General features: G+C 63.5%; 11 protein-coding genes. 6 read left to right on the forward strand and 5 right to left on the reverse strand.

All coding sequences use genetic code 11. The annotated features are described in order from the left end of the window. Positions 1 to 2: 2 nt before the first annotated feature. Positions 3 to 1,268 carry a capsule biosynthesis protein gene (locus ACTIEZ_RS06120; RefSeq protein ID WP_439545771.1) on the reverse strand — a complete coding sequence of 422 codons (1,266 nt, stop codon included), beginning with the start codon at positions 1,266 to 1,268 and terminating at the stop codon, positions 3 to 5. A 301-nt stretch (positions 1,269 to 1,569) separates the two neighbouring features. Between ACTIEZ_RS06120 and ACTIEZ_RS06125 the strand changes: the two genes are divergently transcribed. Together ACTIEZ_RS06125 and ACTIEZ_RS06130 are read left to right on the forward strand one after the other, a co-directional pair. Next, entirely contained in the window at positions 1,570 to 3,039 is a 1,470-nt protein-coding gene (locus tag ACTIEZ_RS06125) for an LTA synthase family protein (protein WP_439545772.1), read from the forward strand. A 556-nt stretch (positions 3,040 to 3,595) separates the two neighbouring features. Continuing rightward, entirely contained in the window at positions 3,596 to 4,117 is a 522-nt protein-coding gene (locus ACTIEZ_RS06130) for a sterol desaturase family protein (RefSeq protein WP_439545773.1), read from the forward strand. A gap of 16 nt (positions 4,118 to 4,133) precedes the next feature. Here the strand turns inward: ACTIEZ_RS06130 and ACTIEZ_RS06135 are convergent, their stop codons facing one another. Next, positions 4,134 to 4,826, reverse strand: coding sequence for an HAD family hydrolase (locus tag ACTIEZ_RS06135; RefSeq protein WP_439545774.1), 693 nt, complete (start codon positions 4,824 to 4,826; stop codon positions 4,134 to 4,136). Positions 4,827 to 4,876: 50 nt separating this feature from the next. On the opposite strand from ACTIEZ_RS06135, the gene ACTIEZ_RS06140 reads away from it, so the two are divergent. The 4 genes from ACTIEZ_RS06140 to ACTIEZ_RS06155 are packed head-to-tail and all read left to right on the forward strand — an operon-like array spanning position 4,877 to position 9,114. Further along, on the forward strand, positions 4,877 to 5,914 hold the full coding sequence (locus ACTIEZ_RS06140) for a KpsF/GutQ family sugar-phosphate isomerase (protein ID WP_439545788.1): 1,038 nt from the start codon (positions 4,877 to 4,879) through the stop codon (positions 5,912 to 5,914). A 6-nt stretch (positions 5,915 to 5,920) separates the two neighbouring features. Next, a complete protein-coding gene (locus ACTIEZ_RS06145; protein ID WP_439545775.1) occupies positions 5,921 to 6,727 on the forward strand; it encodes a 3-deoxy-manno-octulosonate cytidylyltransferase in 807 nt (268 codons plus the stop codon). Beyond that, entirely contained in the window at positions 6,727 to 7,545 is an 819-nt protein-coding gene (gene kdsA / locus ACTIEZ_RS06150) for a 3-deoxy-8-phosphooctulonate synthase (RefSeq protein ID WP_439545776.1), read from the forward strand. The genes ACTIEZ_RS06145 and kdsA overlap by 1 nt, the downstream gene beginning before the upstream one ends. Before the next feature lie 3 nt (positions 7,546 to 7,548). Beyond that, on the forward strand, positions 7,549 to 9,114 hold the full coding sequence (locus ACTIEZ_RS06155; RefSeq protein ID WP_439545777.1) for a capsular polysaccharide export protein, LipB/KpsS family: 1,566 nt from the start codon (positions 7,549 to 7,551) through the stop codon (positions 9,112 to 9,114). 620 nt (positions 9,115 to 9,734) lie between these two features. On the opposite strand, the gene ACTIEZ_RS06160 is transcribed toward ACTIEZ_RS06155, so the two are convergent. From ACTIEZ_RS06160 to ACTIEZ_RS06170, 3 genes are all read right to left on the reverse strand, one after another. Continuing rightward, positions 9,735 to 12,359 carry a glycosyltransferase gene (locus ACTIEZ_RS06160; protein ID WP_439545778.1) on the reverse strand — a complete coding sequence of 875 codons (2,625 nt, stop codon included), beginning with the start codon at positions 12,357 to 12,359 and terminating at the stop codon, positions 9,735 to 9,737. Between the two features lie 9 nt (positions 12,360 to 12,368). After that, positions 12,369 to 13,682 (reverse strand): DUF6212 domain-containing protein, encoded by a 1,314-nt coding sequence (locus ACTIEZ_RS06165; RefSeq protein ID WP_439545779.1) that lies wholly within the window; start codon positions 13,680 to 13,682, stop codon positions 12,369 to 12,371. A 410-nt stretch (positions 13,683 to 14,092) separates the two neighbouring features. Beyond that, a partial coding sequence (locus ACTIEZ_RS06170; protein WP_439545780.1) for a polysaccharide pyruvyl transferase family protein occupies positions 14,093 to 15,073 on the reverse strand: 981 nt, incomplete at its 5' end.

Here is a 15,073-nt window from a genome sequence, read left to right on the forward strand (position 1 = left end):
CATCATTCCGGCAACAGCGGACGGCCATCAAAGCGCGCGATGGCGTGATGGACCACCTTGTTCAGCGCCTCTTCGGAGAAAAACCCTCCGGGGATCAGGCAGCGTTCGATCAACACGCGCCGAAACGCGGCAAATGTCGCGGGATCAGGCTGGCTTGGCTGCTGCCAGAAGGCATCGAGACCGTCCTGAAAGGTGATGTCGGGAATATCATAAACCGCGTGGCCCAGCACGATGACCGGAACGCCCTTGGCCAGGCCGAGCGTGCCGCTGGTGCTGTTGATCGTCACCATGCCAAGCGCGCCTTGCGCGACCGCTTCGATATCGCCCCACGCCAGATAATCCACCCGGTCGGCCACGCCACAACGGCTTGCCACGTCCAGCGCTTCCTGTTCCCAGTTGCGTACCCAGTTGTCGAGGGGATGTTCCTTGACGACCAGCCGCACATCGCTGGAGGCATGAGCGGCAAAGGATTCGATCACCAGCTTCAGCGCATCGGCAATGCCGGCAAATGGCGAATGCAGACGGATCTGGGCATCGGAATCGAGCTGGAGCGGAAACAGGAAATAGCGATGCTGCCGGGCTGCGATCTGTTCCAGCAGGGCGGCCGCCTGTGTCTCGCGGTGTTTGCGCCGCAACAATTTGCGGGCCCAGCCCGCGGCCTCTATCAGCGGGTGCCAGGGGCGGTGATTGCTCCAGTTGGGATAATGCCAGCGGGTGAGCAGATCGGCGGCGTTGTAGATCACGCCTTCGGTCGCCCGGCGCACGAAACTGCTGTGCACGCGATTGTGCACCGGCACCGGCGGCAGGGTGGCCGCCATGTCGCGATACCAGTCCGGATCGCGCGGCAGTTGGCTGTGGCCGTTGACTCCGCCCTGCTCCAGCGTGACCCAATCGGGGCGGACATAGCCTTCCTCGAAGACATGCACCGTCACGCCCAGATCGCGGCAGACGCGGGTTGCGATGATGTGATGATCGCGGCAATCACCGAACAATATCACATCGGTGATGGCATGATCCCGGATGATGCCGACCAGCGCCGCCGGCCAGTCGGCCAGGGTGCCGCGATAATCGATGCCGCCCGGCAGCCGCCAGAAGGCCCGATCGCCGCCGTTGAAATTCACCTTGTGCACCTGGTGCCCGGCCGCCATCAGGCCCTGCCCGAGCTTGCGGAACAACGGCCCCATCAGTCCCTGCAGCAGCAGCACGCTGCGGGGGAAAGGCGCATGTCTTGCCGGTCGAACAGTGGCGCCGGTCGAACTGTCGGGCATCAAGCCGCTCCGAATTGGGCCATAGCGAGCCCCTTGGTCCACAGATACGCTGCCCAGACGCCCGCAGCTGCAACGACCCCATCGCTGGATTTGTCCTGCCTCGCCCGCGTTGAATTGGCAAGTGCAGGCCAGGCCGAAGACATTGCGCAAAGCGGTTGCGGCAGCGAATGCAGCCGGGCTGTTGCCATAAAATCGGCTCTATCGGAATGCAGAAACACAAGCCTAGTACAGCGCCCTGGCAAAGCCTGACCGGACCATCCCATAGCTTGCCGAGGAGCATCCGACCGCAGTGACCGACATCGTGCCCATTGTCGCTGGCCTGCTGGCTGCAACCATCGTGCTGGACGGCATGGTGCGGCCACGTGGCCGCAACGTCATCATGATGCGCAGCTTTGCCGGGCTGTGGCTGCACGGCCTGGCGATGCTGGCCATGCTGGGCTTGGTGCTGGCGCTGTGTGGCAATGCGTTGGCTTCAGCGCTGACGGTGCTGGCCTTCATGGCCGGTGTGGTACTGGGATCGAATGCCAAGCATCGCGTGCTGGGTGAACCGCTGCTGTTTTCGGATCTGGCCCTGGTGCGCGCGATATTCCGACACCCGCAATTCTATTTCACGGCGTTGACCCGTCCGCAATTGCTGGCGCTGGCGGCTGGCGCCGTTGCCGTGCCTGCCGGCCTTGCCTGGCTTTTCGTGGTGGCTGCCGGCCCGCATCTGCTCGGCCTGGCGCTGCTGGCCGGCGCTCTGGCAGGGTTGATGATCTGCGTGACATTGTCACCCTGGCGCCATCTGGCGCTCCGGCCGGACGCAGAGGCCGATGTGATGCGCCATGGCCTGGTGGCGACGTTGATCCTGTACTGGCTGCGCTGGCGCGCCACACCAGACCCTGCGCCCCTTGCTGCCCCCCTGTCGGGCGCTGCAGCGGCCACACTGGTGGTCATCGTGCAATGCGAATCCTTTGCCGATCCCGTTGACTTGTTCGGTGATCCAGCACTGGCGCTGCCAGGCCTGTCAGCGGCGCGGGCGGCCGCCTGGCGCTGGGGCCAGCTCCAGGTGCCGGGCTTCGGCGCCTATACGATGCGCACTGAATATGGCGTGATGTTCGGCCGCGACGAGACGGCGCTCGGGTTCCGCCGCTATGATCCGTTTCTCACGGCCGCCCGCGAGGCAAGCTATGCCCTGCCGGCGCGCCTGGCGCCGTTCGGTTGGAACAGCCTGTTCGTTCACCCGCACGATATGCGGTTTTATGGGCGCGATGCGATTTTGCCGTCCGCCGGCTTTGCCGAACTGATCGGGATGGACCAGTTTGCGCCGCCCGGTCCGGGAGACGGCCGGTATGTGAGCGATGCCGCCATCGCGGACATGGTGATGGCCAGAGCCAGGGCGGCAACCGGGCCGACGCTGATCCATGCCGTCACCATCGAAAACCATGGGCCCTGGCCGCTTGACAGGCCAGGCACCAACCAGAATGTGTCCGGCGCCTATATGGCGCTGGTGCGCAAGGGCGATGCAATGCTGGCGCGGCTGCAGGCCGAAATGGCAGCGTTGCGCCGGCCGGCGTTGTTGGTGTTTTATGGCGATCATCGCCCCAGCATTCCGGGCGCGACATCACCCGATGGCGCGCGGCACACACCGTTCGTCATGCTGCGCTTTGGCGAGGCCGGCGTGGACGTGCAGGGGCATGGCCTGCCGCTTGATCTGACCCCGGCACAGCTTCACCACATGATGCTGGCCGCCATTACCACCGGCGTGAACGGCGATTTCAGCAGGGCGTGAGCGCGCGGTCATGCACAACGCTTGGCAGTTGGCGATCGAGCCGGCGCGTGGTTGCAGCCCAACGGCGTCATCGCCACCGGCGGATTGTCCGTTGCCCGTGCCAGCGCTGCTCCCATGGTGAGCGGTGCGCCGAAGACGAGGATGCGGGGCCTTTGACATGTTGGCCGACCCCGGAACTGCGCCGCATCGCCAACAAACCCGCCAAACGCAGCATGCTAACCTACATATTTGCTTGACCGGACTGGCGAAACGCATATCAAGCCGTCGCACAATGGGTTGAAATGACACAGAACACGCCATTTTATTGCCAGGTGAGCGCAGGCAAAAATGACGCATCAATGCAAATCGCTGACTTTTCACGATATTTTCACGACTGGTCGGATATCCTGCGATCCGCCTCCGAAACGGCGCGTCTTTGTGGCATTGCAACAAAACGACCTTGACAGTTAACCCGCCATATATTCAGGAGGAACCGATGGGCAGTGCGCAAACCCGTATCAGGTTGTTTGAGAACCGCTGGCTTGAGAAGCTGACGGTGGTCAACGCGCCCGTGTTCATGGTCCTGTGGTCCGTGGGACTGCCGCTGATCGCCTGGGGCGCCTGGGGCACAGCCTCGTTGTTCAGCGCCGTGGCGCTGACGCTGGCTGGCTGGGTGTTGTGGACCTTCACGGAATATGCGCTGCATCGCTTCGTGTTTCACTGGCAACCAAAATCGGCCGCATTGGCGCAATTCGTTTTCATTCTGCACGGCAATCACCATGCCTTCCCAAACGATCCGCTGCGCAATCTGATGCCGCCGATGGTCAGCATTCCGGTGGGTGCGCTGGTGGGCGCCGGACTGGTGGCGCTGATCGGACCATCCGGCCTTTGGGTATTGTTCGGTTTCATGACCGGCTATGTGGGCTATGATCTGGTGCATTATGCCTGCCATCAATGGCCGATGAAAGGCCGCATCGGTCGTGCATTAAAGCAGCATCACATGCGCCACCATCATGGCCGCGATAATGGCAATTATGCCATTACCGGCATGATGTGGGATCGCATGCTGGCCACCCACCTCAAGCGCCAGCCGCGGTGACAATGCCCCCGTTGGATCAAGTACAGCCGGCAAGCGCCAGCAATGCCGACATGGTTGGAATGATGGCAACATCAGGCGCGTTGGCGTGGGCTTCGGCATAACCATATCCCCAGGCAACCAGGGCGACAGCAACGCCAGCGGCGCGCGCGGTCGCGATATCGACGATCGAGTCGCCGACGTAGAGGCTGCTGCCCGGGTCGCCGCCGATGGCTGCCAGCGCCAGGCGCGCGCCATCGGGTGCCGGCTTGCGCGGCAGATCGGCACGAGCACCCACGATCGCACCGAAATGCCGGGCCAGATCAAGATCGCCCAGGACCTTCTCGCACAGATGCTGCGGTTTGTTGGAACAGATCGCCAGCCGCAGCCCGGCATCGGCCAAGGCTGCCAACGCATCGGCGACCCCGGCAAATGCCAGATCGGGCGGCGTGGCGACGACCGCGTGGCGCGCCCGAAACTCGGCAATCTCCAGCGCCGGACTGCGACAATGCCGGCCCATCACCGCTGCGATCATCGCTTCGCCGCCGACCGCATCCATCGCACGGACCATCATCGGATCCGCACGACCTTCTATCCCGCGGTCTGCCAGCATGGTATCGATTATGGCGCAGGAAATCCGAGCAGAATCAACAAGCGTGCCATCCAGGTCGAACAAGATCGATAAGACGGTTACAGGGGGCAGCAATGGCGGATCGACAGGCAGTATCTGCATCAAATCATGCGGGCAGCATCGCGGCCGCCTTGTCAAGGCCGCGCTTGACCGTGACTTACGCCGTGGCTGGCGGGCCCGCCAAGCCGGATGAACGCAGCGCGGGCAGCAACAAGACCATGAACGGCGATCGGCACCAGGATATCGGCAGGGAAGTCATCGCCCTGGAATCGGATGCCTTGGTGAAGTTGAGCGAATTCATCAACGGCAGCTTTTCCGCAGTCGTCGAGGCCATTATCGCCTGCCGTCAGCGTGTAATCGTATCGGGTATTGGCAAATCCGGCCATGTGGCGCGCAAGATTGCAGCGACGTTTGCCGCAACGGGCACGCCGGCGCAGTTCGTGCACGCTGGCGAAGCGGCGCACGGGGACGCTGGCATGGTGATGCCGGGCGATCTGCTTCTGGTTTTTTCCAACAGCGGCGGCACGGTGGAACTGCAACCATTGTGTCTGCACGCCAAGCGCATCGGTTGCACGTTGGTCGGGGTGTCGCGCAATGCAACATCGCTGCTGATGCGCACGGCCGATCTGGGCCTGTTGCTGCCGGCGGTGGAGGAAGCCTGCACAGCCAGCCTGGCGCCAACCACATCCACAACCATGATGATTGCACTGGGCGATGCGCTGGCGGTGGCGGCGATGCGCGCCCGCGGCCTTTCGGGACAGGATATTCGTGCGCTGCACCCCGGCGGTTTCATCGGCCTGCAGTTGCGCGGCGTGCAGGATGTCATGCATGCCGGTGATCGGCTGCCGCTGGTGACGATGGACACCCCGATGCGCTCCGTGCTGCTGACCATGACCGAAAAACGGCTGGGCATGACCGGTGTGCTGGATGGCGATGGCCTGCTGGTGGGGATCATCACCGACGGCGATTTGCGGCGCAATGCCGAGGACATCTTTGCCGGCACGGCTGCCGGCATGATGAACCCGGCGCCAAAAACCATCCTGCGCACCGCAGTGGTCGAAGAAGCGCTGGAAATGATGAAGACCCATCGCATCACGACCTTGTTTGTCGTGGATGAAGCACAGCCGCGCCGGCCTCTGGGGGCCGTGCAGATTTACGATATCGCAGCGCCGCCGCCGGCCGGGGCCTGATCGGCCATGGCGCGTGTCGCATTGATTGTCCCGGCGCGTTTTGCCTCCAGCCGGTTTCCGGGCAAGCCGCTGGCGCCGCTTGCCGGTCCCGATGGCACGATCAGGTCGTTGATCGAATGGACCTGGGCGGCCGCCTGTGCGGTTCCCGGCGTCGCGCAATGTGTCGTGGCAACCGATGATGATCGCATCGCGAACCATGCCACCGGCGCTGGCATGGCCGTGATCATGACGCCCCCCGACTGTCTGAATGGCACCGAACGCTGCGCCGCCGCCCTGGCCGGGTTGACGGAGGCGCCGGACATCGTGGTGAACCTGCAAGGGGATGCGCCGTTGATGCCGGCGGACATGGTGAGCGCGGTGATCGCCCGCCTGGCTGCCGATCCGGGACTGGCGCTGGCAACCGCCGCGGTTCCGGCCAGTGCTGCTGTGCTTGCCCACTTGCAATCCGATGCGGCTGCCGGCCGGGTGGGAGGCACGACAGTGGTGTGCAATCGCGGCGGCAACGCCCTGTATTTTTCGAAATCGATCATTCCCCATGTCGCGCCGGGCACCACCCCTGCCCAGCCGGTACTGCTGCATGTCGGGCTTTATGCCTATCGCCCCGCAGCGCTGCACGCCTATGTCGCTGCCGGCCCGGCGGCCATCGAATTGCAGGAAGGGCTTGAACAGTTGCGCTTTCTGGATGCCGGGCTGCCGGTGGGTGTCGCCGTGTGCCCGGCGCCGGGCTGGGATTTGATCGAACTCAACAACCCGACCGACACGCCGCTGATCGAAGCGCAACTGGCGCGCCGCGCTATGCTGGAAACTGCCTGATGTTGCCCGATTTCAACCGCGCACCCGGCGCGCCGCCCTTCCTGATCGCCGGCCCCTGCGTGATCGAGAGCGAGGCGCTTTGCCTTGCCATTGCCAGCCGGCTGCGTGCCATGGCCGATGACCTCGGGCTGCCGGTGATCTTCAAGGCGAGTTTCGACAAGGCCAATCGCACCTCCGTGAACGGCTTTCGCGGCCACGGCCTGGACGAAGGCTTGCGTGTGCTGGAAAAGGTGCGACACGAAACCGGCCTGCCGGTGCTCACCGATGTCCATCTGCCTGATCAGGTGAAACCCGTGGCCGAAGTGGTCGACATGCTGCAGACGCCGGCATTTCTGGCCCGGCAGACCGACCTGATCACGGCCGTTGCCGCCAGCGGCCGGCCGGTCAACATCAAGAAAGCCCAGTTCATGGCACCGCACGACATGGCCGCCGTGCTGGGCAAGGCGCGCAGCGCAGCCAGCGACGCCGGCGTGAACAGCGACAACATCCTGCTGTGTGAACGCGGATCGAGCTTTGGCTACAATAATCTGGTCGTGGACATGCGCGCCCTGGTCATCATGCGCGAAATGGGTTGCCCGGTGGTGTTCGATGCCACCCACAGCGTGCAGTTGCCGGGCGGCGGCGGTGACCGGTCGCTGGGCCAGCGCCAATATGTCGAACCACTTGCCCGCGCGGCCGTCGCGATCGGCGTCGATGGCCTGTTCATGGAAACCCATCCCGATCCCGATACCGCACTTTCGGATGGCCCCAACATGGTGCCGCTGGATGCCCTGCCCAGCCTGATGCAGCGGCTGATCGCCCTTGCCGCCGTAAGCTAGGCGATGGCTGCGGCACCGCTGCTGGCGATTCCGCCCTTCCCCGGCGCTCGCCCGCCGCGCTTTGCCGTGCGCGGCGGGCAGGCGCAGGAAGATGGCGTATTGGCTGCGTTGGCCGAGCACCGTGTGGGTGGCTGTTATTGGGGACGACAGCCCGCACTCCCGGCCGCGCGCCAGCTTCTGGATGGCACAGCGGCGCCGGTGTCGGGTGCCCTGCCCTGGCCGCAGGATTGCGATCCCTGGCATATGCTGGCGGCGGCCGATCATGTGCGTCTGCCGGCAAACGATGGGCGCATTCTGCTGGGCATCGCTGCCGGGCACGGCGTGACGGTGGTGGGCCACGAGGGCCGCGAAGGGCCTGCGGACGATGCGATGGTGGCAGCCTTGCTGCACCATCATCTGACTGATTGGACCTATCATGATCCGTTCAGCGGTAAACCGATCTCTTGCCGGCAAGCCATTCAACTGGCAGGATTCTGGCGGCAGATGATCGACGCCAATCGCGACATCGTGGCGGCTCTGGGCTTTGCCTATTGGAAGAAGCCCACCGTTGCGCCGCTGCTATGGAATGGCACGGAAGCGCCTTTCCGTCGCGATCTGCCGCCACAGGCCGCTGGCCAGAAGGTGGCCGTGTGGCGGTCGCGCCTGAACAGCCGCCAAAGTGCTGCCTTGGCACGCAGCCCGGCCACCGTGCTTGAAGTGGAAGACGGGTTCATCCGTTCGACCGGTCTCGGCGCCGATTGCGTGCCGCCGCTGTCGGTGAGCGTCGATGCCATCGGCGTACACTTCGATCCCAACCAGCCAAGCAAGCTCGAAAACCTGCTGCAGCACGGCGACTTTTCACCCGCACTGGTCGCGCGCGCGGCTGCGCTGCGCGCAGCCATCGTTGCCAGCGGCCTGTCGAAATATGAACGCGGTGAAGCCAAACCCCTGCTCCGCCCGGGTGGCGATCGCCGCCATGTACTGGTACCGGGTCAGGTCGAAGATGATCGCGCAGTCACCAGCGGGGGCGCGCTGGCGTCCAACCTGGAACTGCTGCGTCGCGCCCGTGTCGAGGCCGGGCGTGACGCCTTTCTGATCTACAAGCCACATCCCGATGTGCTGGCTGGCCACCGCCGCGGTCATATCGCGACGGCTGATGTGGCCGCACTGGCCGATCATGTGGAAACGCGGGCGCCGATGGCCGCCCTGATTGCCATGGCCGATGAATTGCACGTCAACAGCTCGCTCGCCGGCTTCGAAGCGCTGCTGCGCCACAAGCCGGTGACCGTACATGGCGTGCCCTTCTATGCCGGTTGGGGCCTGACCACCGATCGCGGCCCGGTGCCGGCGCGGCGCACGGCCCGGCGCACCCTCGACGAGTTGGTGGCCGCAGCACTGCTGCTTTATCCGCGCTATCTCGATCCAAATACCGGCCTGCCCTGCCCGGCCGAAGTGTTGATCGCGCGCCTGACCAGCGCGCCGGCCACGCAGGATGCCAAGGCCGCGGCAGTGATCACGCTGCGCCGCGCCACCGGCCGGGTCCGGTCGACGCTGGGCAAGCTGGAGAATCGGACCTTCAGGCGACGCTGATCCGGTGCGTGGCCGGTGGCAAAACTACGAGATTGATTTATCTCGGATGGGGCGGACCGAAGATGCCGCCGCAGCATTGCACCTCAAAAATTACCAACCTAGCCAGAAAGATTTCGAATGTCAATATAATGCGATTTCCGACAACAAGATACACGTGAAACATTATTACTGTTGTTTTATAGCGTCAAACACTACAGTTTGGGCACACATTTACGATAGATCGTGAATTATTTCGACTTTACATAAGGCACCCTAATTGACCAACTCTGGGAGCACGCGCTCACCACCGGCGGCATCGCGAAGGAAGTACTCGAAATATTATCCAACGCACTTGAAAGACGAGGACGAATCAGCGAAAATTGGCCGATAGATCACATCAAGTAGCAGGCCTTCTCCAATCACTCGGGATCAGCAACTGGACGCAGCCGGCTTTGACAAAATGTGGCCACGCCGGCGGTCGCAACGTGCAAGCGCCAGCGTTAAGAAGAATAATGGCACGCGCTGGCAGGATACCGCATGATCATCTTGGTCAACATCGCTGCAAAGTCGACCTTCAGCGCGTGACTCTACTGGTTCGGCGATTGCAGGGCGTCGCCCGCGTCGACCGATCCCACCATCCATCAATGCGAAATCGTTGAGACCGGCAACGGTGGCTGGAGCGCCCGCGCCAGCGGTTCAACCAGGGCCGCCCAATCCGCGGTGCCACCGGCGGGAGCCACCCCGTCAACCCAGGCCGTGCGCGCAAGCGCCGGCGCCTTCGCCAATCGCTCCAGCGCCCGCACACAGCCGGCAACAGCGTCGCCATCGTCCAGAAGATCGCCGTTCTCGCCGTTGCGCACCACTTCGGCGACTGCGCCCACATCGGTCGCTATCACCCAGGCTCCGGCGCGCTGCGCCTCCAGAATCGTGAGCGGCAAGCCTTCATAGCGCGACAGCAGCACCACGACATCCGCCCAGGCATAGGCAGCGGCAAGGTCTGCAGGCCGCGACAGCGGCGGCTCCAGCAATCTGGCAATCTCGGGCGCCAGCGGCGGTGCATCCGCCGCAAAGAGCGATTTCCCGATCACCCGCCAGTCCAGACTGACCTTGCGCTCCCGCGTCTTGCGAACAACTTCGGTCAAACGGTCCAGGCCCTTCTGCCGGTCGAGCCGGCCAAGAAACAATACCCGCAAGGGCTGCGTCGCCGGCCGCGCAGCGCGCGCCTCGACAGCCCTGGCGCTGACTTCGGGCGCGATCTCGAAACCCGGCCCGTTGGGCACCGGCACGATCTTGTCGCGCGGCACGCCCATGCCATGCAGCCAGTCACCCAGCTTATGCGAACACGGCACGAAGAAATCGAAGGCATGTTCATAGGCAAGGCCGAGGTAGGTATTGCCGACCGGTCGCCCGAGCGGGGACAGATCATTCAGATGCAGCGAATCGAGTGTGCGAATGCCCATTCGGCGCAACTGGCCCATCACGCCCGCAATGGCACCGCCGTGGAAATTCATCACGGCATCGAACCAGTGCAGAAAGCCGAGAGCATTGCCATGCTGTCCAGCGCCAGCCCAGGCCGGAACATTGGTGCCGAGATAATCTTGCGCCCCCCCGCCCCATGTTTTGAATCCCGGATCGACCGACAGATTTGTGCTTTCGAAAACCGAGTTCCAGTCTGGGGTCAGTGCGACATCATTCGCCTCCAGCACAACGGCATGCGGCACCCAGCCATGCGCGCGCAGGCCGCGCGCCATCTGCAGGGCCACCTTTTCCACCCCGCCGAACTCGACCATTGGCAGCAGGAAGCCGATGTGCCGCCGCCCGTCCGCCACTTTCGGAAACACCGGCGCGCGCGCGATCCGGCCCCGGACAATCTCGTGCTCGCGGCCACGCAAGGGGATGCCGTTCTCCCGATGTCCCCAGGCCCGCATCCCCGCCTCGCGATAACGCGATACGCGCATCCGGTGGATGAGGGAAAGCGTGTCGAACACCACCGAGGGCCTGCGCAGCTGTAGCAGGACGGGCGACGCCGCCGGCAGGCGCAGGTGCAGTGCGGCAACCGGCGGATCGCAGACATTGCGCCCGAGCGAGTCGATCCAGTCGGACTGCGGGTCGCGGATCACATCGTCCAACAGCTTTGCGCTCATGGCCAGGGCAATCGCCCCGCGATGGGTGCCGTTTCGGCCGGCATTGGCGATCTCGGCCACCGAAAACCGGTTTTCCTCACCGGGCGAGACGGTTAGCACCACGATGCCGCTCGTGGCCAGCATCGTTTCCATCTTCCACAACACCCAGTGCAGAAGCCCCGCCTGCCGCAGACCATCCATCACGTCGCCCGGCATCACGATATTGAAGGGCGGGGTCCGGCTGCGGCCCTTGTCCGTGCGCGAACGCCAATATTCCGTTTCGAACGTGTCGAACCCTATGCTGCGCGCACCCTCGGCCAGCGGGTCCACGCAGTAAAGCACCTGGCAACGGTCGAACAGATGGATTGCATAGCGGGAGGCTTCGTCCTGCTCCAGCTTCAATAGCGCACGCGGCTGGAAGACCGGCTTGTGCTTCTGCTGCATCGCGCCCTGCAGCGCGCCCTGCTCCCGCTCCGAATCCGCCAGCATGCTTTCGGGCCGCTTGCGGTACAGGAAACCGAAATTTTCTATATTCTTGCCGCGGAAGCCGTGACGCGCCGCCGAGAGGAAGAAGTCCCAATCTTCCCAGCCCATCTTGAAGTCCGTATCGAACAGGACGCCAGCTTCGAAGACACGCCGACGGATGAGACTACCCGCCTCGCAGATGTTCATATGGGTATGAATCAACGTCGAGTGCAAACCGCCATAATCGACCAGCTTCTCCAATCCGAACATGTCGATGTTCGGGTAGATCCAGTCAACCAACGGATCCTCGTCCAGCGCCGCCATCGCCCGCGCCATCGCGTCCGGCCGCAGCCGGTTATCGGCATCCAGCATGTAGATCGCCTGGACACTCGGCAGATGCGCAAGCACATGGCGGATGCCGAAGTTGCGCGCGTCGCTCAGGCCGCCGTTGGGCTTGCGCAAATAAGTGACGATCTGCGGGTAGGCACGGGCGTAATCGCGGCAGACGGCATCCGTTTCCGGCAGCGGACAGCCGTCGCTCACCAGCAGCAGCCGCAGCCCGCCCGAAAAGCGCTGCGACAGCCCGCTTTCGATGGCTTCGATCAACAGGGCAGGATGCCGAAAAATCGGGATCAGGATTGCCAGACGCGGCGCGGGGGAGTCCAGTTTGACTGTCATCGCATGCGCCTATTCGGTGACCATGATCGGGCCGAACGTCGCCAGGGCATGGGACGCGTCATTGCCCCCCTTCGGCAGGCGCGTCATCAGATACAGATCGTGGGGGCCATCCAACGGGGTTGTGACCGGCAGCAGCAGATCGCCCGTTTCCTGCGGCGGCAGGCGGACCCATCCGGTAACCGCATCCTCACTGAAAGGCGGCAGGGCCTCTCCCGGTGCCGGCCGCAAATCGGCGGGCGCAATGGCCATGGCATATTCGATGTCCTGCGCCTCGGCAGACCGCGTCAGAATCTGCGCCCGGATCAGCGCCGCCGTGGCCGCCAGCGCGCCGGGCACAACCGCGGCCGAAACTGCGCCGCCCATGGGATGCACCAGCAGGGCATCATTTTCGGGCAGGACGCGGAAATGCGGATTGTCGGGCACCAGATTGATGGTTTCGTGCAAGGTTTCGGCGTCCAGCACGCGCTTGCGCAGCGGCCTGACCGGGGCTTCCGTCGGCAGGATAGCCACCGCCGGAATCGGGGCTTCGCAACCCGGAATATAGGACCACAAGCGGCAGGCCAGCACCCGCCCGTCTGGCACGCCGGCAACATGGGCCTGAAACCGTGGGTCGGGATGGAACATCGCCACCGCAAGCCGGACAACCCCGTCGCCGGTCCAGGCGACCTGCAGCGACGGGGTCAATTGCTCCACCGAAAGCCCCACCGGCAGCGTCAGGCGTATGCGACCATCGACCAGAGCATCGCCCAGCACCTGCCACGTCGCATGCAACACGTCATCCTCTACGGTCCGCAGGCTGACGGTCAACATGCCATCCTGGGGGCATTCGACGTCCGCGACGAACAGTCCGATGTCGCTCAGCCCGCTGCTGCCAACCGGCAGGCGCTGTTCGACCGCGCTGTCCTGCGAAAGGAGGATTGACCCAAGCTCCCGCGCGGGCAGCAGGGACAGACATTCGGTGCGCTTTGCCAGATTGTTGCCGAGGACGAAATTTTCCAGCCGGGCGAACGCGGCCTGCGTGCGTTCGTGGTCGCCGCGCACCGCTGCGATGGCCCGGGTCAGGGCCACATTGCCCGCCGTCACCCGGTCAAGTTCGGCCTGAAGCGCCGCGATGACGGCGGCGGAGGCCTGTGCCGGGACATCATTTTCCGGGCTGTCGGTCAGGTCGGCAACGGCGGGCGGCGCGCAGGCAAACCGTTCGGACACGCGGGCAGACAGCGTTTCCAGTGCCTGGTGGCTCTCGTCCGTCAGGGCGATGCCCAGCAACAGACCCGGATACAGCTGAAAGTCGGGCACCGGCACCCCATCCAGCGATACCGACATCCCGGCCCCGAAGCCTTCCAGAACGGCAAGCGGGATAGAAGAATCGAAATGCCCGAGCCTGGGCAAATCGCTCTTGTGCGCTAAAATAAACATCATTCACCCCCGCGACCACCGAGGGGTCAGATCTTGAGAGCACATAACGCGCAATCCCGCAGGGCGCATTTCCCCTTGGCCTTACACCCCCAGGTGCCAAAATGGTTTAACTACCGGGTCAACGAATGGCAACATTGAAAAGGCCGCACTGTGCCTGCGCCCGCGCCGCCTTGCGTTCTGTTTACTCCTTGCTCGTCAGGTGACGCACGTTCCCGATCAACGCACATCTGTCCTGCCGCAACAACGCCCAACGTGGATTACCCAATGCAGGGTTACAAATCGGCGCAAGATTCGATATTCCATGGACATGTTGATCTTCAAGAGAAGTTCGTCATAAATCCGTTCTCTGCATAGAAGGCCTTCAACTCTTCAAAACAGGCCGCCATGCGCGCATTCGCCGTGTTCCAGTCGTGTTCGATGATTGCTTGGGCGGGGTCGCGCCATTCCTCCGTCACATCCTGGTAAGGCAATCCATAGAGTTGGCAAAATTCCGTCAGGCGGGAATCATATACCCAGTAGTAACTGGGCTTCCCCTGCAGCATCGCCACCATGTTTCCGTGAAACCGGAATCCGACGATGGCATCGAGATCGCGCGCCTTGGCCAGCCATTCCTCAATGCTCTTGACGCTGACCATATGGGCCATCAGCCGCTCCGGCGTGATGCTGTCCTCAGCCTTGATGCGCCGGATGATCTCTACCGCGGCCTCCCGGCGCCGCGCAAAGGACAGGCTGTGGTCGGCCACATCATATTCTTCCAACACTCCCTGTTCGAAGAAGCTCGCGTTGACCGCATTTTCAACAGCCCAGTTCAGCGCAAGTGCGTGCTTGGCCCGTGCATCGGCCGGTGCGTGGCAGAAGATGTTCTTTGTCAGTCCGGTGTGAAGCGACAAACCGATCGACCGTTCGGGCATCGACAACATTTCCGGCACCTGCACCGGTTGCAATTGCAACGTGTAAAACAGCGACGGACAACCTGTGATGCGGATGTTCTTGCCGCCCAGCCTTTCCACCACCGCTGCCGTGAAGGCGCCACGCACGGAAATGCTCGCCGACTTTTCGTTCAGACGCGCGATGAAGCCCTTCGCACCGGCGTTACTATCAAGAAATTCCAAGTCCATGACCGGCGACTGCGCACCAAGGCCGACGATGGCAAGCGGCGCATCGATGCTGTCCAGCGTTTTGTTCGCCTCATCGAAATCGAAGTTCACATGAAGGTAGGTCGACCCCCGGACAATGGCCCGCTCGACTTTCGAGTTCAGTTCATAACCAAACCCGACCCGCAGACCCTTCGTTGCCCC

The sequence above is a fragment of the Sandarakinorhabdus sp. genome, from assembly GCF_051860625.1.
GTDB lineage: Bacteria > Pseudomonadota > Alphaproteobacteria > Sphingomonadales > Sphingomonadaceae > Sandarakinorhabdus.

Bases quoted from the DNA above. Each gene is read 5' to 3' on its own strand.
- ACTIEZ_RS06135 (WP_439545774.1), bottom strand. From the start codon at position 4,826: ATGCAGATACTGCCTGTCGATCCGCCATTGCTGCCCCCTGTAACCGTC.
- ACTIEZ_RS06120 (WP_439545771.1), bottom strand. From the start codon at position 1,268: ATGCCCGACAGTTCGACCGGCGCCACTGTTCGACCGGCAAGACATGCG.
- ACTIEZ_RS06130 (WP_439545773.1), top strand. From the start codon at position 3,596: ATGGTCCTGTGGTCCGTGGGACTGCCGCTGATCGCCTGGGGCGCCTGG.
- ACTIEZ_RS06160 (WP_439545778.1), bottom strand. From the start codon at position 12,359: ATGACAGTCAAACTGGACTCCCCCGCGCCGCGTCTGGCAATCCTGATC.
- ACTIEZ_RS06165 (WP_439545779.1), bottom strand. From the start codon at position 13,682: ATGTCGGTATCGCTGGATGGGGTGCCGGTGCCCGACTTTCAGCTGTAT.
- ACTIEZ_RS06155 (WP_439545777.1), top strand. From the start codon at position 7,549: ATGGCTGCGGCACCGCTGCTGGCGATTCCGCCCTTCCCCGGCGCTCGC.
- kdsA (WP_439545776.1), top strand. From the start codon at position 6,727: ATGTTGCCCGATTTCAACCGCGCACCCGGCGCGCCGCCCTTCCTGATC.
- ACTIEZ_RS06145 (WP_439545775.1), top strand. From the start codon at position 5,921: ATGGCGCGTGTCGCATTGATTGTCCCGGCGCGTTTTGCCTCCAGCCGG.